Annotated in this window: 18 protein-coding genes; 12 read left to right on the top strand and 6 right to left on the bottom strand. The window is 71.2% G+C overall.

The genetic code is table 11. From position 1 onward, the window contains the following. Positions 1–12 precede the first annotated feature (12 nt). The 5 genes from ACFVYN_RS12120 to ACFVYN_RS12100 all read left to right on the top strand — a co-directional run bounded on the left by ACFVYN_RS12120 (position 13) and on the right by ACFVYN_RS12100 (position 4364). On the top strand, positions 13–240 hold the full coding sequence (locus tag ACFVYN_RS12120) for a glycoside hydrolase family 125 protein (protein WP_389996251.1): 228 nt from the start codon (positions 13–15) through the stop codon (positions 238–240). 46 nt (positions 241–286) lie between these two features. Then, a complete protein-coding gene (locus ACFVYN_RS12115; protein ID WP_389996233.1) occupies positions 287–1057 on the top strand; it encodes a response regulator transcription factor in 771 nt (256 codons plus the stop codon). Continuing rightward, the gene (locus ACFVYN_RS12110; RefSeq protein ID WP_389996231.1) at positions 1044–3119 is read left to right on the top strand and encodes a sensor histidine kinase; all 2076 of its coding nucleotides are present in this window, start codon (positions 1044–1046) and stop codon (positions 3117–3119) included. The genes ACFVYN_RS12115 and ACFVYN_RS12110 overlap by 14 nt, the downstream gene beginning before the upstream one ends. Positions 3120–3242: 123 nt before the next feature. Then, positions 3243–3632, top strand: coding sequence for a sortase-dependent protein (locus ACFVYN_RS12105; RefSeq protein WP_389996228.1), 390 nt, complete (start codon positions 3243–3245; stop codon positions 3630–3632). Between the two features lie 102 nt (positions 3633–3734). Next, positions 3735–4364, top strand: a complete 630-nt coding sequence (locus ACFVYN_RS12100; protein ID WP_389996225.1) for a class F sortase — start codon at positions 3735–3737, stop codon at positions 4362–4364. Between the two features lie 593 nt (positions 4365–4957). Here ACFVYN_RS12100 and ACFVYN_RS12095 read toward each other — a convergent pair. Next, positions 4958–5833 carry an undecaprenyl-diphosphate phosphatase gene (locus tag ACFVYN_RS12095; protein ID WP_389996222.1) on the bottom strand — a complete coding sequence of 292 codons (876 nt, stop codon included), beginning with the start codon at positions 5831–5833 and terminating at the stop codon, positions 4958–4960. A gap of 153 nt (positions 5834–5986) precedes the next feature. After that, positions 5987–6457: a winged helix-turn-helix transcriptional regulator gene (locus ACFVYN_RS12090; protein WP_389996219.1), complete on the bottom strand. Its 471-nt coding sequence runs from the start codon at positions 6455–6457 to the stop codon at positions 5987–5989. A gap of 92 nt (positions 6458–6549) precedes the next feature. Between ACFVYN_RS12090 and ACFVYN_RS12085 the strand changes: the two genes are divergently transcribed. Continuing rightward, positions 6550–7719 carry a thiolase family protein gene (locus ACFVYN_RS12085; RefSeq protein WP_389996216.1) on the top strand — a complete coding sequence of 390 codons (1170 nt, stop codon included), beginning with the start codon at positions 6550–6552 and terminating at the stop codon, positions 7717–7719. Between the two features lie 30 nt (positions 7720–7749). Here the strand turns inward: ACFVYN_RS12085 and ACFVYN_RS12080 are convergent, their stop codons facing one another. After that, a complete protein-coding gene (locus ACFVYN_RS12080) occupies positions 7750–8529 on the bottom strand; it encodes a TVP38/TMEM64 family protein (protein ID WP_389996214.1) in 780 nt (259 codons plus the stop codon). Positions 8530–8555: 26 nt separating this feature from the next. Between ACFVYN_RS12080 and ACFVYN_RS12075 the strand changes: the two genes are divergently transcribed. From ACFVYN_RS12075 to ACFVYN_RS12065, 3 genes are all read left to right on the top strand, one after another. After that, on the top strand, positions 8556–8747 hold the full coding sequence (locus tag ACFVYN_RS12075) for a hypothetical protein (protein ID WP_389996254.1): 192 nt from the start codon (positions 8556–8558) through the stop codon (positions 8745–8747). 99 nt (positions 8748–8846) lie between these two features. Continuing rightward, positions 8847–10016, top strand: coding sequence for an elongation factor Tu (gene tuf, locus ACFVYN_RS12070; protein ID WP_389996211.1), 1170 nt, complete (start codon positions 8847–8849; stop codon positions 10014–10016). Positions 10017–10105: 89 nt separating this feature from the next. Continuing rightward, entirely contained in the window at positions 10106–10951 is an 846-nt protein-coding gene (locus tag ACFVYN_RS12065) for a spermidine synthase (RefSeq protein WP_389996208.1), read from the top strand. Here the strand turns inward: ACFVYN_RS12065 and ACFVYN_RS12060 are convergent. Next, positions 10913–12202 carry an MFS transporter gene (locus tag ACFVYN_RS12060; protein WP_389996205.1) on the bottom strand — a complete coding sequence of 430 codons (1290 nt, stop codon included), beginning with the start codon at positions 12200–12202 and terminating at the stop codon, positions 10913–10915. The genes ACFVYN_RS12065 and ACFVYN_RS12060 overlap by 39 nt on opposite strands. Before the next feature lie 155 nt (positions 12203–12357). Between ACFVYN_RS12060 and ACFVYN_RS12055 the strand changes: the two genes are divergently transcribed. Then, a complete protein-coding gene (locus ACFVYN_RS12055) occupies positions 12358–12795 on the top strand; it encodes a DUF4442 domain-containing protein (RefSeq protein ID WP_389996248.1) in 438 nt (145 codons plus the stop codon). 71 nt (positions 12796–12866) lie between these two features. Here ACFVYN_RS12055 and galU read toward each other — a convergent pair whose 3' ends face one another. Continuing rightward, positions 12867–13835, bottom strand: coding sequence for a UTP--glucose-1-phosphate uridylyltransferase GalU (gene galU, locus ACFVYN_RS12050; RefSeq protein ID WP_389996202.1), 969 nt, complete (start codon positions 13833–13835; stop codon positions 12867–12869). Positions 13836–14337: 502 nt separating this feature from the next. On the opposite strand from galU, the gene ACFVYN_RS12045 reads away from it, so the two are divergent. Beyond that, positions 14338–16131, top strand: a complete 1794-nt coding sequence (locus ACFVYN_RS12045; protein WP_389996200.1) for a ricin-type beta-trefoil lectin domain protein — start codon at positions 14338–14340, stop codon at positions 16129–16131. A 100-nt stretch (positions 16132–16231) separates the two neighbouring features. Further along, entirely contained in the window at positions 16232–16885 is a 654-nt protein-coding gene (locus ACFVYN_RS12040) for a DedA family protein (RefSeq protein ID WP_389996197.1), read from the top strand. 3 nt (positions 16886–16888) lie between these two features. Here ACFVYN_RS12040 and ACFVYN_RS12035 read toward each other — a convergent pair whose 3' ends face one another. Further along, positions 16889–17422, bottom strand: a complete 534-nt coding sequence (locus ACFVYN_RS12035; protein WP_389996194.1) for a gamma carbonic anhydrase family protein — start codon at positions 17420–17422, stop codon at positions 16889–16891. Positions 17423–17443 lie beyond the last annotated feature (21 nt).

The following is a 17443-nucleotide window of genomic DNA, read 5'->3' as shown; positions in this document are numbered from 1 at the left end:
TGCGCATACCTCATGCGGTCGGCATACCGCAGGGATCATGAGACGTCAGCCCTACGACACCACGCTTTGAAAGTCAACGCCGTTGCCGCGAGTTTGTCCCTGGCCGACCCCGCGACCTTCACCCGCCCCTGGTTCGGCTGGGGCGACGCCCTCTTCGCCGAGCTGCTCCTCGACCTCACAGGACGCTCGACGGCAGCCCTGCACCCTCGCCTGTCCACCACCCGACCGCCCTCACGGTAAGGACACTCCGGACCTCCCGGCGCCGGCGGTCGCTACGATCTGCGGCGTGTGCGCAAACATTGTGGTCGCCGAAGACGACGCGAAGCAGGCCGAACTGGTGCGCCGCTACCTGGAGCACGAGGGTCACGCTGTCACGGTCGTCGAGGACGGCCGGACGGCTCTCGAGACGGTCCGGCACCAGGAACCCGACCTGGTCGTCCTCGACGTGATGATGCCCGGGGCCGACGGCCTCGACGTCGTACGGATCCTGCGCGCCGAACGCCGGGAGGTGCCGGTGCTGATGCTGACGGCCCGCAGCACCGAGGACGATCTGCTGCTCGGCCTCGACCTCGGCGCCGACGACTACATGACCAAGCCGTTCAGTCCGCGCGAACTCACCGCCCGGGTACGGACGTTGCTGCGCCGCAACCGGCGCGGTCCCGACCCGGCTCCGGCGACCGGACCCGCCTCCGCTCCCGCCTCGGAGCCCGAAGCGGCCCCGGACGACGAGGAGTTGACGGTCGGCGCGCTCAGGGTCGATCCCTCGCGGCACGAGGTGTCGGTCGACGGGACGCCCGTCGAGTGCACGCCCGGTGAGTTCCGTATCCTCGCGGCGATGGCGGCCGAGCCCGGCCGGGTCTTCACCAGGGCACGGCTCCTGGACGAGCTGCACGGCTTCGACAAATACATCAGCGGCCGGACCGTCGACGTGCACGTCATGAACCTGCGCAAGAAGATCGAGCGCGCCCCACGACGGCCGGTCCGCCTCATCACCGTCTTCGGCGTCGGCTACAAACTAACGGACCCCGCGAAGAACGTGCGCCATGCGTCGTCCTGACAGGGGAGGTGCGGCGGGGGCCGCCCGGCTGCCGCTGCGCAAGAGCCTGGCGGGGCGGCTGTTGACCGTGACGGCGCTGGTGGCCTCGTGCTCGGTCGCCGCGACCGCCTGGCTGGCCGTGCAGACGACCTCCGTCGCGATCCGCCAGGAGCAGGGGCAGAACCTCAAGTCCGACGCGAAGATCTACAACACCCTCCTCGGCTACGCGGCCACCCACCCCGACTGGGACGGCGCCGACACCACCGTGCGAGATCTGGCCCAGGAGTCCGGGCGCCGGATCGTGCTCACCACGCCGGGCCGACGCCCGATCGTGGACTCGGCCGACTCGCGCTCAGCGGGCGGCGGTTCGTCCGACGATCTGCTCGCTCAGCAGGCCTCGGCGGTCGTGGATCCACGCTCCGTCGACACCGTGCTGGTGCCCGACGCGGCCAAGGCCGGCGCCGACCGCGTCGATCCACGGGCCGTGGGGCCCTTCCGGCTGCCCGCGAAGGAACACGACGCACTGCGGAAGGCCGCCGCCGGGAGGGTGGAGTGCCTCAGCCAGATGGGTATTGCCGCCGACGTCGTCGAGAGCCCGGGCGGACGGCCCCGCGTCCAGTTCGTGAGCGACGAGACCGAGGGGGGGACCGACAGCGTCACCGACCGTGACATGGAGGCCAAGTGCTTTGCGTCCTACCCGGTCGGTCCCACCGCGACCGAGCGGAAGGCCCTGAGCGCCCTCAACCAACTGGCTGACGCCTGTCTGAAACGACAGGGTCGCACCGCCGTGAAACTGAACCTGGACCTGTCCTGGGACCGGAGTTACGCATACGGGCGGGACGGCGCGGTCTCCGGCGCCGAGGACGGCCTCAGCGATCGGGAGGCGAAGGTCCTGGCCGCCAAGAAGGCGGAGGACGCCGCGACGGCCCAACGCAAAGCGGCTTCCGGCGGCGCGCTCGACTACGCCCCCGCCGAGATCCGCGACAGCGCGTACGACCGGGCCGTGGCCAACTGTGTCGAAAGCGCCCGCCGGGAACAGCTCACGGGCTATGTCGCCGAGCCCGCACTCCTGTTCATCGACGGCCCCGGTGCCGCCGGCGTGCCCGGCTTCGACCTCTCCCGCGCCAACACCGCACGCATCGCCGGTGTCACCGCTCTGGTCCTCGCCCTCACCGTCGGCGCCTCGGTGCTCGCCGGAGCCAGGCTCGTACGCCCGTTGCACGCGCTCACCGGCGCCGCCCAGCGCATGCGGGAGGGCCTGGACGCGACGCCGGTGCCCGTGCCCGTCGTCTCCGACAACGAGATCGGACGGCTGACGGCGGCCTTCAACGACATGGCCGCGCACCGGGCCCGCCTGGAGGAACAGCGCAAGGTGATGGTCAGCGATGTCGCCCATGAGCTGCGAACGCCGCTGAGCAACATCCGGGGCTGGCTGGAGGCGGCCCACGACGGACTGGCCGTGCCGGACCCCGCGTTCGTCTCCTCGCTCCTGGAGGAGGCGGTGCAGCTCCAGCACCTCATCAACGACCTCCAGGACCTGGGCGCGGCCGACGCGGGCGCCCTGCGGCTGCACCGGAAGCCGGTACGGATCGACGAGCTGCTCGGCCAGGTCGCCGCCGCGCACCAGGGGTTGGCCGAGACGGCGGGCGTCACCCTCACGGTCCTGACACCGCCGCCGGGCACCCCTCACCCACCGCTCCTCGACGCCGACCCCGTACGGCTGCGGCAGACCGTCAGCAACCTGCTCTCCAACGCGGTGCGCCACACCCCGGCCGGCGGCACGGTGACCCTGCGCCGGTACGTCACCGACCCGGGGGACGAGCTCGCCGTGGAGGTGTCCGACACCGGCAGTGGCATTCCGGCGGGCGACCTCCCGTACGTGTTCGACCGTTTCTGGCGGGCGGAGAAGTCCCGCAATCGCAGCACCGGCGGCAGCGGCCTCGGCCTGGCGATCGTCCTCAAGCTCGCCGAGGCCCACGGCGGCACGGTGGACGTGGCGAGCACGGAGGGGGAGGGGGCCACCTTCACCCTGCGGCTGCCGACAGCCGAGTCACGGAAGCCGGAGGGCCCCGGTCGACCCTGATGGGATGACGACAGCGCTCTGACAGTTTCCTCACAAGTGGCCGTCAGGGTGAAGCCATGCCCGGAACCTGGTGCGGATCGGCAACCAGGAACGACCAAGCCGGGCTGGAACTGGAGCCCTCACATGTCCCGCCGTCTCACACTGCGCCCGCTGCGTATCGCTGTCCTGACCGGCGTCGCGGCCGGCGCGCTGCTCGTCCCGGCCACCGCGGCCTTCGCCACCGACCCGACTCCGTCGCCGGGCGCGACCGCCTCGACCCCGGCCGACAAGGAGGCCCTGGCGAAGAAGAAGGCCGAGGACGCCAAGACGCTCAAAGAGGCCGAGGCCCGGAAGGCCGAAGCCCAGAAGACCGGAGGCAAGGGCTACCCGCGTGGCGGTGTCGCCGCGGGCGAGGCCCCCGCCAAGGACGACAACACCGGCACACTCATCGGCTCGGCCACGGGCGCACTGCTGCTCGCGGGCGCCGGCACCTACGTACTGCGCCGCCGCACCACGGCCCGCCGCGAAGGCTGACCCGGCAGCACCGCCTCTCGTACGAAACGGTGGCGCCGCCCTTCGCCAGGCGGCGCCACCGCGCGTTCCGGTGAACCTCCGCACCCTGTTCTGGAGCCCGCGTTGCCCTCTGCACACCGTCCGGCCCTGTCGCGGGCCCGCCTCGCGACCCTCACCCTGCTGACCCTCGTCAGCGTGCTCACCGGCTGCTCGGCCGACCCCGACCCGACAGTGCGGGTCGTCCCCTCCGCCTCCGCACCCGGCACCCCGAGGTCCGGGCAGCCCGCGGCCTCTGACGCTCCGGCGGCTCCGGCTGCCCCCGCCGAGGTGGCCGTTCCCTCCGTGGGGATCACCAGTTCGCTGATGGAGTTGGGCCTCAACAAGGACGGGACGGTCGAGGTCCCGCCGGCCGAGGAGGGGATGACCGCGGGCTGGTACACGGGCGGTGCGGTGCCCGGTGAGATCGGCGCGGCCGTCATCATCGGCCACAACGACACCCGCTTCGGCGAGGCCGTCTTCCACGACCTGAAGAAGATCAAGGAGGGTGCGGACATCACCGTCACCGACAAGACGGGAAAAGCCCTCCACTTCACCGTCACGGCCACGGAGAGCGTCGCCAAGAACGCCTTTCCGACGGAGAAGGTCTACGGGCCGACCCGGGAACGTGCTCTACGGCTCATCACGTGCGACGGCGACTTCGACGCGCAGGGGCACCCTGTCGACAACCTCATCGTGTACGCGACAGCGAGCTGAGGGCCGTAGGCGTGTCCGTTTCGCCCTGTCGTCACGAGTAGCTGACTTCGGCTCGTCAGGGTGATCTTTGGCGATGTGCCTGTTGGGCCAGGGGTGCGGCCTGTATGTCGTGCTGTGTGACCTATGCGGATGGGGGCGGGCTGACCCCTGCGGAACGGCAGCGTCGGGAGGCCGTACGGCGGCAGGCGGCCGTGCTGTTCGAGGGTATCGCGCCGGCCGAGCGGATCACGGTGCCGTCTGTCGCCGCGCTGCCTGGAGAAGCTCGCCGCGTATCTGGAGGAGGGGCCGGCCGTGCACGGCCGGCCTTTTCATCCTCTCCCCCCCCCCCTTCACCCCGCCCTCGTCCCCGCCGCCCTCCCCGGGGGCGGCCGAATAATAACAACACCTCCCCCGCACCACCATCGGTCCGCTGGGGCCCCCCCGTCTGGGGGGCCCCTTCCGTGTCATCCCCTACTTTGCGGACGACGTCCTAGTGGGGCGTATCCCGCCTCCTCGGTGGGAGATGAGTGGGAGACAAGTGGGAGATGATCATGGCGGGGTGCTGCAATCAGGCGCTAGGAAATGCTGGATAGCGCTACCTGTGCGGCCCTGGTTCAGCCGGCCGACTCGGCCGCGTGCGGGCTCAGCACACCCACACTGACCAGCACAATCACTGCGATGCCGAGGGCGATGCGGTACCAGACGAAGGGCATGAAGCTCTTGGTCGAGATGAACTTCATGAACCAGGCGATGACCGCGTAACCGACGACGAAGGCGATCACCGTCGCGAAGATCGTGGGACCCCAGGAGACGTGGTCGCTCTCCAGCGCGTCCTTCAACTCGAAGAGACCGGAGGCCAGTACGGCGGGGACGGCGAGCAGGAAGGAATAGCGGGCCGCGGACTCGCGCCGGTATCCCATGAAGAGGCCGCCGCTGATGGTGGCGCCGGAGCGGGAGACGCCGGGGACGAGGGCCATGGACTGGCACAGGCCGAAGATCAGGCCGTCCTTGACGCCGAGGTCCTCAAGTCCCTTGCGCTGCTTGGGCGCGCGGTGCCGCCCGCCGGTCTCGTCGCGGGCCGCCAGCCGGTCCGCGACGCCTATGACGACGCCGACGACGATCAACATCGTGGCGGTGATGCGCAGATCGCGGAACGGCCCCTCGATCTGGTCCTTGAACAGCAGCCCCAGCACCCCGATGGGGATGGATCCGACGATCACCAGCCAGCCCATCTGGGCGTCGTGGTCGGCGCGCAGCTCCTTCTTGACGAGGGAACGGCTCCACGCCGAGACGATCCGCCCGATGTCCTTGCGGAAGTAGATCAGCACGGCGGCCTCGGTGCCGATCTGGGTGATCGCGGTGAAGGCCGCCCCGGGGTCCTTCCAGCCCGAGAAGGCCGCGGTCAGGCGCAGATGCGCGCTGGAGGAGACGGGAAGGAACTCGGTCAGCCCCTGGACGAGTCCGAGGATGAGTGATTCGAACCAAGACATGAAGTTACGGCGTCCAAGTGCTGGTCGTGTGAGGGGAGTCGGGCGCGCCACATCACCGGGCGCGGTGATCGGGGTGCCAGGGCAGCGTAACGCCCCGCGGTGACGGCCCGGCCACAGGGGGCGGGACCGCCGGGGCCCGCGGCCGGTGGGCGCCTACGCGGCCGTCGGGCCCTTCACCGTCCAGCCGGGAGCCTGCGGATGGGACGTCAGGTCCTCGTGCACCACCGTGCCGCCGCAGGCGGAGCAGGTGACGACGGGCTGCAGTTCATGGCCGCAGCTGTGCTCCAGGACCATCGGCCGGTCGTCTTCCTCGCGCAGGTGCCGGTCGCCCCACGCCATGAGCGTCAGCAGCACCGGCTCCAGTTCGAGCCCTGCCTGGGTGGGCCGGTACTCGAAGCGCTGCGGACGCTCGCTGTAGACCCGCTTGGTCAGGATCCCGGCGTCCACGAGCCGGCGCAGCCGGGTGGCGAGGACGTCGCGAGGGGCCCCGATGTTGCGGACGAGCTGGTCGAAGCGGCCGTTGCCCAGGCAGACCTCCCGCAGCACCAGCAGGGAGTACTTCTCGCCGACCAGCGTCAGGGCGTCGGCGATCGAGCAGGGGCGCGGGTCCTTGGTGGCGGCCATACATCCAGTCTAGGGGAGGGTTTGTTTTTCCAACTCGCGGAGCTATGGTGAGTTTGGATTTCCTACTCACTGGTAACCGTGGAGGCCCGAGCATGCGTGACGCAGTGATCGTCGAAGCCGTACGCACTCCCATAGGCAAGGGCAAGCCAGGCGGCGCCCTCGCGCACGTGCACCCCGTAGAACTCCTCGCCCACACCCTGCGCACCCTCGTGGAGCGCTCCGGCGTCGACCCGGCGCTCATCGACGACGTCATCGGCGGCACCGTCGACCAGGTCGGCGAGCAGGCCATGAACACCACCCGTTACGCGGCCCTGTCGGCCGGCTTCCCGGAGACGGTCCCGGCGACCACCGTGGACCGCCAGTGCGGCTCCTCGCAGCAGGCCGTGCACTTCGCCGCGCAGGGCGTGATCGCGGGCGCGTACGACATCGTCGTCGCCTGTGGGGTCGAGTCGATGAGCCGGGTGCCGATGTGGTCGAACGTGCCCGAGGGCAAGGACCCCTTCGGCCCCGGCATCACCGAGCGCTACAAGGAGGGCCTGGTCCCGCAGGGCATCAGCGCCGAACTCATCGCCGCCAAGTGGTCGATCGGCCGCGAGCAGATGGACGCGTTCGCCGTCTCCTCGCACCACAAGGCCGCGGCGGCCTGGCAGAAGGGTCTCTTCGACGCCGAGGTGGCCCCTCTGGACGGCGTCTCCCGTGACGAGTGCGTCCGCCCGGGCAGCACCCCCGAGATCCTCGCCGGCCTCAAGCCCGCCTACTACGACCCGAACTTCGCCGAACGCTTCCCGCAGATCGAGTGGAACGTCACGGCGGGCAACGCCAGCCCGATCAACGACGGCGCCTCGGCCGTCCTCATCACGTCGAGCGAGACCGCCGAACGCCTGGGTCTGCGCCCCCTGGCCCGTCTGCACAGCTTCGCCGTCACCGGCTCCGACCCCGTCCTCATGCTCACCGGCGTCATCCCTGCCACCGAGCAGGTCCTGCGCCGGGCCCGCCTCACCCTCGACGACATCGACCTGTTCGAGGTCAACGAGGCGTTCTCCAGCGTGGTCCTGGCCTGGCAGCAGGAGACGGGCGCGGATCTGGCCAAGGTCAACGTCCACGGCGGGGCGATAGCGATCGGCCACCCCCTGGGCGCGAGCGGCACCCGTCTGACGACGACCCTGGTCCACGCGATGCGCGAACGCGGGGCCCGTTACGCCCTGCAGACGATGTGCGAGGCGGGCGGACTGGCCAACGCGATGGTTCTGGAAAGCGTGTGACCGGCGTGATCGGCGTGTGATCGGAGCGCGTCAGGGGCGCCGCAGATGATGCCGCTTGCGCCACGCCACCACCGCACCCGCCAGCCCCGGCAGGGCGATCGCGGCCATGGCGATCAGGAACGCCGGTGAGGTCGGTGTGGAAGCCCGCGCCCCGGCCACCACGTACGCGGCGGTGTTCGGGATCGACCCGAGCGCCGTCGCGGCGAGGAACGGCACATATCCCATACGGGACACGGCGGCGCAGTAGTTGGCCGCCCAGAAGGGCACCCCGGGAAACAGCCGCGCGATCAGCATCGAGCGGAACCCGTGCCGGCTGAGCTGCCCGTCGGCCGCCTTCAGCCACCGGCCCCGCAGCAACGGCCGTAGCGCGTCCTGCCCGAGCATCCGGCCCAGACCGAACGCGATGCCGGCCCCGAGTACCGTCCCGGCGAGCGCCGAGGCGAGTCCGAGCTGCGACCCGAAGAGCGCACCGGCGGCGAGATTGAGCAGCGGCCGTGGCACGAAGGCCACCGTGCACAGGCCGTACGCCACCCCGAACACGACCGCGGCCGCGACCCCGCCGAGCTGGGGCGGCCAGCCGTCGGAGAGCAGTCTCTGCGGCTCGAAGAGCAGGACCGTGGAAGCGGCGCCCGCGAGCAGAGCGAGGAGCAGGGAGAGCCGGAACCACGGCGACAGCAGCACTCTCGTGCAGCGGGCGGTGAGGCCCACCGGAGCGCCCACCGGGGCGGGGACGGGGAGAGCGAACTCCGTGGCGATGGCCGGGGGAGTGGCCGTGGCGGTGCCCCCAGAGCGGGTGGTGGCATCGAGCATCCAGTGACGGTAACCGACATGGATGTGTGATCGCCGTATGGATGCCGCCGGTCGCGTGGCCGGGCGGCGGCAAAAACCGTTCGACGTGGGACGAAGCGTCGGACATGATCTGCGTCATGTTCCGGTACGCCTTCGCTCTCGCAGCATCCGCAGTCGCGGATGCGCCGAAGGCTGCCGTTCCCGTGTTCCCGGCCGCCGCAGACGGCGCCCGAAGCTGACCCTTCCCGGATCGTCCGGCGGACCCCGCAGGGGGAGGGTCGGCAAGTCCTTGGGGTCCCCGTTCTTCCGCGAACACGAAGAGGCTTCGAGGTACAGCCATGTCCAAGACCGCATACGTGCGCACCAAGCCGCACCTGAACATCGGCACGATGGGGCACGTCGACCACGGCAAGACCACCCTGACCGCCGCCATCACCAAGGTGCTCGCCGAGCGCGGCAGCGGCACGTTCGTGCCGTTCGACCGCATCGACCGCGCCCCGGAGGAGGCCGCGCGCGGGATCACCATCAACATTGCGCACGTCGAGTACGAGACCGACACCCGGCACTACGCGCACGTGGACATGCCGGGCCACGCCGACTACGTCAAGAACATGGTCACCGGGGCCGCGCAGCTCGACGGGGCGATCCTCGTCGTCTCCGCGCTCGACGGGATCATGCCGCAGACCGCCGAACACGTGCTGCTCGCGCGGCAGGTGGGCGTCGACCACGTGGTGGTCGCCCTCAACAAGGCGGACGCGGCCGACGAGGAACTGGTCGAGCTCGTCGAGCTGGAGGTCCGTGAGCTGCTCACCGCGCACGGCTACGGCGGCGAAGCCGTGCCCGTCGTACGGGTCTCCGGGCTCAGGGCCCTGGAGGGGGACCCGCGCTGGACGGCGTCGATCGAGGCGCTGCTCGACGCGGTGGACACCTACGTGCCCATCCCCGAGCGGTATCTGGACGCCCCGTTCCTGATGCCCGTCGAGAACGTGCTGACCATCACCGGCCGGGGGACCGTGGTGACCGGCGCGGTCGAGCGGGGCACCGTGCGGGTCGGTGACCGGGTCGACGTGCTCGGGGCCGCCGTGGAGACGGTGGTGACCGGGGTGGAGACCTTCGGCAAGCCGATGGACGAGGCGCAGGCCGGTGACAACGTGGCGTTGTTGCTGCGGGGCGTCCCCCGGGACGCGGTCCGGCGGGGGCATGTCGTGGCCGCGCCCGGCAGTGTGGTGCCGAGCCGGCGCTTCACCGCGCAGGTGTATGTGCTGTCGGCGCGTGAGGGTGGGCGTACGACGCCCGTCTCCACGGGGTACCGGCCGCAGTTCTACATCCGTACGGCGGATGTCGTGGGGGACGTCGACCTCGGTGAGGTCGCTGTCGCCCGGCCGGGGGAGAAGGTCGTCATGACCGTGGAGTTGGGTCGGGACGTGCCGCTTGAGCCCGGGCTCGGGTTCGCCATCCGTGAGGGTGGGCGGACCGTCGGGGCGGGGACGGTGACGGCCCTCGTGTGAGGGTGGTCGCGGTGCGGGGGACTGCGCGGTCGTTGTGACTGGTCGCGCAGCCCCCCGCGTCTCTGAAGAGGCACAGGCACAATGAGCAGATGACCGAGTCCCTCCCCGTCGCCCGTGCCGTCGATCACGGGTTCGCCAAGCTGATGCCCGATGTCGATCGGGAGCGCGCCTGGTTGTTGACCGTGGACGGGGCTCCGCAGTCGTATGTGGACCTGGACGAGCCGACGTATCTGGAGTTCGAGTACGCGCAGCGGCTCGGGCATGTCCTGGACGGGATCGGGGAGCCGGGGCGGGCCCTGGACGTCGTACACCTCGGTGGGGGTGCGCTGACGCTGCCGCGGTATCTGGCCGCCACCCGGCCCGGTTCCCGGCAGGACGTCGTCGAGGCCGACCGGGCTCTGCTGGAGCTGGTGGCCGAGCATCTGCCGCTTCCCGAGGGGGCCGGGATCGCGTTGCACGCGGCCGATGCGCGGGCGTGGCTGGAAAGCGCCCCCGCGGACTGTGCCGACGTGCTGGTCGCCGACGTCTTCGGAGGCTCGCGGGTCCCGGCGCATCTGACGTCCCTGGAGTACGCCCGCGAGGTCGCGCGCGTGCTCCGGGGCGACGGGGTCTATCTCGCGAACCTCGCCGACGCGGCACCCTTCGCCTTCCTGCGGTCCCAACTCGCGAACTTCGCAGAGGTGTTCGAGGAACTGGTACTGATCGCCGAGCCTGGTGTGCTGCGCGGGCGGCGGTTCGGGAACGCGGTGCTCGTCGCCGCGCGTCTGCCTCTCGACACGGCGGCTCTGGCACGGCGTACGGCGGCCGACGCCTTCCCCGCCCGGGTCGAACACGGCGCCGGGCTGCGGAGGTTCATCGGTGCGGCGCGGCCGGTGCGGGACAAGGAGGCCGTGCCGTCACCCGAGCCCCCCGACGGGGCGTTCGGCATCGGCTGAGTCGTTCACGCTCACCTGCTTGGTGGTTCGGCGCAGGTTGCGGACGTCGGGTACGAACAGGACGGCCGCCGTGACCGCCGCGATCACGCCCGAGCAGCCCCACAGGGCTGCGGAGCGTCCGAACGCCGACTCCGCGGGACCCGCCAGCGCCGCCGCGAGCGGCACGAGAGCGACCGAGCCGAACCAGTCGTAGGCCGAGACCCGGGAGAGCTTGTCCTCCGGTATCTCCTGGTGCAGGGCGGTCATCCAGCAGACGCCGAACACCTCGACGGTCGCGCCGGCCACGAACATCGCCGTGCACAGCAGGGGCACCGAGACGGGTACGGCCAGCGCGGCGGACGGCAGCGCCAGCGGGAACACGCACAGGATGCCCACGAACAGCAGCCGCCGCGGCTTCCACCGGGTCATGAGGAGCGCGCCGACGACCGTACCGGCGCCGAAGAAGCCGAGGGCCACGCCCCAGGGGCCCGCGCCGCCCAGGTCGTCGCGGGCGACGAGGGGGCCGTAGACCGCGTCGGCGGCGCCCAGGACCGCGTTGGCGACGGAGAACTGCACGACGACGCCCCACAGCCACGGCCTGCCCGCGACCTCGCGCCAGCCGTCGCGGAGGTCGGCGAGCAGACCGGCGCCCGGTGCGCGGGCCGGGATGTGACTGACATCCAGGAAGGAGCGCAGCGAACCGGCGACCGCGAACGCCACGGCGTCCCCGGCGAGCACCCAGCCGGGGCCCACCGCAGCGACCAGCGCGCCGCCGAGCGCGGCGCCGCCCAGCGCCGCGCCCTGCATCGCCATCCGGAACACCGCGAAGGCCCGTCCGGCCTGTTCGCCGCTCACCGAGGACAGCAGCATGCCCTCGGCCGCCGGGCTGAAGAACGCGTGGCCCGTGCCGCCGAGCGCGGTGAGCAGCATCATCTGCCACAGCCGGGGCTCGCCGGCCAGCACGAGGACGGCGAAGGCGCCCTGGGACAGGCAGTTGAGGGTATTGGCCGCGACCATCACACGGTGCCGGGGCAGTCGGTCCGCCACGGCGCCGCCGATCAGCAGGAACACCACCAGCGGGAGCGTGCGCGCGGCGGCCACCAGGCCCACGTCACCGCTGTCGCCGCCCGCCTCCAGCACGGCGAACGCGGCGGCGATCAGGGCGCCGTTGCTGCCGAGGTTGGTCACGAACGCGGCGGCGGTCAGCAGGCCGTAGTTGCGGCTCGCCCAGGCGGGTCCGCGGGCGCGGGAGGAGTCGGCGGAGGGGGGCACCGGGCGACTATCGCCGCCGGGGTGCTGCCTTGCCAAACCTTTTTGTGGGACGGACCGGGTCGCGGCACCGCCCGGAAGGAGACGCCGGTCACTGGTCCCGGGCCTGGTCAGCGCGATCTACTCGTGGGTAACCTCCGGGTATGAGCGCAGACCAGATGTCCGTCGGTGAGATGCTCGCCGTCACCGTCCCCATGGTCCGGACCCTGAACCTCCAGTTCCTGGAGACCGGCCCGGAGAAGGTCGTGGTCGGCCTGCCCGACCAGGGCGAGTTCCACAACCACGTGGGCGGACCGCACGCCGGTGCGATGTTCACGCTCGGCGAGTCGGCCAGCGGGGCGGTCGTCCTGGCCGCGTTCGGCGACCAGCTCTCGCGCGCGGTACCGCTTGCCGTCAACGCGGAGATCGCCTACCGCAAGCTCGCGATGGGCCCGGTGACCGCCACGGCGACCCTGGGCCGCCCGGCCTCCGAGGTCATCGCCCAGCTCGACGCGGGCGAGCGCCCCGAGTTCCCGGTCGGCATAGAGATCCGCCGCGCGGACGGGGCGGTCACGGGTGAGATGACGGTGGTGTGGACACTGCGGCCCAACAGCTGAGTTCGGGGACTTGCCGGGCGTGGCCCCGGGGCGCCGGGGTGCGACCCGGCGGGGGGCCTGGCCTGCGTCGCTCAAGCCGCCGACCGCCGCCCCCGTCCGACCCCCTCCCCCCGCTCCAGTTCCGCCACGAACCACTTGAGCCAGTCGATGAACTCCGGGCCCAGGTCGGCGCGGGTGCAGGCCAGGCGGACCACCGTGCGCAGGTAGTCCGCCTTGTCGCCGGTGTCGTAGCGCAGGCCGTCGAAGACGACGCCGTGGACCGTGTCGTCGGCCGCGAGGGTGTGGAGGGCGTCGGTGAGCTGGATCTCCCCGCCGCGGCCCGGCGGGGTGCGGTCCAGGACGTCGAAGACCGCGGGGTCGAGGACATAGCGGCCGATGACCGCGTAGGCGCTGGGGGCGGTCTCCGGGGAGGGCTTCTCCACGAGGCCGGTCACCCGGACCAGGCCCTCCTCCTCCGTCGGCTCCACCGCCGCGCAGCCGTAGAGGTGGATCTGCTCGCGCGGCACCTCCATGAGGGCGACCACGCTCCCGGCGTACCGTTCGCGGACGTCGAGCATCGTGCTGAGCAGGGTCTCGCGCGGGTCGATCAGGTCGTCGCCGAGCAGGACGGCGAACGGCTGGTCCCCGACGTGGCGGCGGGCGCACAGCACCGCGTGGCCGAGACCGAGTGGCTCGCCCTGACGGATGTGGTGGATGTCGGCCAGGCGCGCGGGATCGCGCACGGCGTCGAGCCGTACCGCGTCGCCCTTGGCCGCGAGGGCCTGCTCCAGCTCGAAGGCGTTGTCGAAGTGGTCCTCGATGGCCCGCTTGTGGCGGCCGGTGACCATCAGGATGTCCTCGAGCCCGGCCGCGGCGGCCTCCTCGACGACGTACTGGATGGCCGGCTTGTCGACAACCGGGAGCATCTCCTTCGGCGTCGCCTTGGTCGCCGGCAGGAACCGGGTGCCGAGCCCGGCGGCCGGGACGACCGCCTTGCGGACCGGGCGGGCGGGGACGGTGCGGGCGGGGACCGTGGGTTTGGTCGTGTGGGGGACGATCATGCGGATCATGCTGCGTCAGCGGGATGAGAGCGCACCGGGAGAGGCCTGGCAGCTAGCTGTGGACCCGGTCGTCAGTGGGATATAGCCAGCTGTGGACCCGGCCGTGAGCGGGATATTTCGTGTGCCAAGCATCCGGCCGCGGAGACAAATCGACGCACCCGCGCCTCACTCATTTCGAATAAGGGTACGGCTACCGGCGGTAACATTTCTGAACCGGCCTCTTTTTGAACATGAGTCACTCCACGTTCTTGTTTGCTGTACGTAAATTGTGCGAAGGTGATCGCCCCCCCCCCGAAGGCCGGGTCGCATCTGACGCGGCATAGGTACGCACCAATCAGGCGCCTGCTTTCCGAGGACCGCATATTCCATGCGGTTCTGCGGCTTGGAAGGAATTGGTCCCGTGCAATCCGCTTACCCCCCACGACCCCCTTACCCCCCACGTCCAGGATCGAGTCCGGCGGAGTCCGACCGCGATCTCCTGGCCCGGCTGGGGGAGAACAGCGTGGACGGCCATGCCGTCGCGCTGCTGATGGCGCGCCACTGGCAGGCGACCTACGAGTACTCGGTCATCTGCCTGGCCAGCTGGTCCGGTTCGGCCTCGATGGCGGCCGCGGCGGCTTTCCACCGCGTGCTCGACCGGGCGGGTGAGGGCGCACTGCGGCCCCAACTTCTCGTCGCGGTGAGGGAGTTCGTCAAGGAGTGGGCCGCGGACGACGAAATCTCCGCCGTACTGCCGGAACTTCGCAAGACGATCGGCGGTCGTGGTCTCCGTGCGGCGAGGTCCGTCACCCCCGAAAGGCGACTGCTCGCCGAGCGCGCATTCAAAGCGCTTCCCGGGGCTTCCCAATGCCTGTTGTGGCATGCCGAGGTCGAGGCGGAATCAATATCTGTACCGGCCGGTCTGCTGGGTGTGGACGCATCCCGAGCGGCAGCCGCCCTCGAGCAGGCACGCGAGCAATTCCGGACCGGGTGTGTCCGCGCCCACCGGGAACTGGCACCCACCAGCGAATGCCGTTTCTACAACCGTCTCCTGGATGTCCCGATTCGTCGGGGCGGGGGGCTTCTGCCCGATGTCCGCAAACATCTGACGGAATGCCGGTACTGCCGTCACGCCGCCGAACAGCTCAGCCATTTCGAGGGCGGTCTCGAGGTGCTGCTCGCCGAGACGGTCCTCGGCTGGGGTGCCCACCGCTATCTCGACTCACGGCCCGCGCGTGCCGCCGAGCGTCCGGCCGCGGCCCGGCCCGGCGCGGCCCGTACGAAGCCCGGCGGGCGCCACCGCCCCGTCCCGGCAGGTTTGCGCGCCCAGCCGCGCAAGAGCGCCCGTGCCGTTCTCGTGGGCGCCGGTCTGACCTCCCTGGCCCTGCTCGCGACGGTGCTGGTCACCAAGGGCTGGTCCGAGGACGGTGGCGTTCCCACGACCGGCGTCACCTGGGGCGCGGTGAGCGGCAACACCGTGCTGCCGAGCCCGTCGGGGGTCTCCCGGAGCGTCGGATCGCCGTCGGCGGCATCCATGGGCAACCCCGTCGAGGTCGGCCACGGCAGGCTCCGCAACACCGACGCCGGCCTGTGTCTCGACACCCACGACGCGCGGATCGCGGAGGGTGCGAAGGCCGTGCTGGCCAAGTGCTCCGCCGCCGGGTCCCAGCAGTGGACGTACCAGGAGGACGGACTGCTGCGCAGCGCGGCCGACCCCGGGCTCTGCCTCGACTCGGACGCCGAGAAGCGGTCGGTCGTGGTCGCCGACTGCCTGACCCGCACGGGAGAGGTCCGCTACGACCTCACCGTGCGCGGCGAACTCCTGCTGCGCCGCGGGAAGGGGCTCCTGGTCGCGCCCGGCAACGAGGAGACCGTCGTCGTCGCCGAGCGGAACGGCTCGAAGGGGCAGCGCTGGCTGCTGGAGTCCGCCGACGAGAGCGCGCCCGCACAGCAGGGCACGGGGACGCCGCGGGACCCGGAGCCGGGCGCGCCCTCCGCGGGGCCGGGCGAGGACTCCGTCACACCCCGTCTCGTCCCGACCCCGCCTCCGGGTTCCGACAGCCACAGCGACCGCGACGGGGGTCCCGGTCAGCCCCCGGACCAGGACGGAACCCCGAGCGGGCAGTACGGGACACGGGTGGCCCAGGTCGACCACAACGACACCGAGCCGACCGTTCCGGCTCTTCCGGCCGCGCCGGTCGAGCGGGCCGGGTCGGCGGTGGGCGTGGTCATGAACACCGCGGCCTCGGTGACGGCGCCCGGCAGAGCGGTCCTTGACGTGCTCGGTGGCGGCGTGAAGCGGGGCCTCGGCGGGTGAGCCGGTGCTCCGGACGCCGGTTCCCGTGAACCGGTAGGCTCGCACCGGCGTACGTCGGCAGTTGGCGTACGCCGGGAACGCGACTCAGGAGGAACCGGCGTTGCACGTCCAGGAATGGCTCGACACCGTGCCCCCGGCCGCCGTCTACGCCCTGGTGGCCCTGGTCATCGGCCTGGAGAGCCTGGGCATTCCACTGCCCGGCGAGATCATCCTGGTCTCCGCCGCGCTGCTGTCCTCGCAGCACGCGGGGATCAACCCCATCGTGCTCGGCGCCTGCGCCAGCGCCGGGGCGGTCATCGGTGACTCCATCGGCTACGCGATCGGGCGCAAGGGCGGGCGGCCGTTGCTCACCTGGCTCGGTGACAAGTTCCCGAGACACTTCAGCGCGGGCCATGTGGCCACGGCGGAGCGGTCCTTCGAGAAGTGGGGCATGTGGGCGGTGTTCTTCGGCCGCTTCGTCGCGCTGCTGAGGATCTTCGCCGGACCGCTCGCCGGTGTGCTGCGGATGCCGTACTGGAAGTTCCTGATCGCCAACGTGCTGGGCGGCATCATCTGGGCGGGCGGTACGACGGCGGTCATCTACTACGTCGGGATCGTCGCGGAGTCCTGGCTGAAGAGGTTCTCCTGGCTGGGCCTGGTGCTGGCCGTGCTGATCGGACTGACCTCGATGCTCGTGCTCAAGCGCAAGGCGAAGAAGGCGACGGCGCAGATGCAGGCGGCCGAACGGGAGACCGTCCCGGCGGCCGCCGACTGAGCCTCACGGCTTCTCGTGCACCTCGCTGTGGGCCTTGGACAGGTCCGCGTAGAGCGTTCCGTTCAGGGTGATCCCCTGCCGCTCCTCCTCCGTCAGCTCCCGGCGCACCTTCGCCGGCACGCCCGCCACCAGCGAACCGGGCGGGACCTGCATGCCCTGCGGTACCAGTGCCTGGGCCGCCACCAGGGAACCCGCCCCGATCACCGCGCCGTTCAGCACCGTCGCGCCCATGCCGATCAGGCAGTCGTCCTCGATCGTCGCGCCGTGGACGACGGCGTTGTGGCCGACGGACACCCGCTCGCCGATCGTCACCGGGAATCCGGGGTCTGCGTGGAGCGTGCAGTTGTCCTGGATGTTGCTCTGGGCGCCGACTGAGATGCGTTCTACGTCGCCGCGGGCCACCGCGCCGTACCAGAGGCTCGCCCCCGCCTGGAGCGTCACGTCTCCGATCACCGACGCGGTGGGCGCCACGAAGGCCTCCTGGTCGATCTTCGGTTCCCTTCCGCCGATGCCCGTGATCAACGCCTTGTGCGCCATTTAGCCTCCTGGTTCGTGATG

This window comes from Streptomyces sp. NPDC058307 (assembly GCF_042880295.1).
Classification (GTDB): Bacteria; Actinomycetota; Actinomycetes; order Streptomycetales; family Streptomycetaceae; genus Streptomyces.
This window is presented reverse-complemented; position numbering and strand designations above follow the sequence as displayed.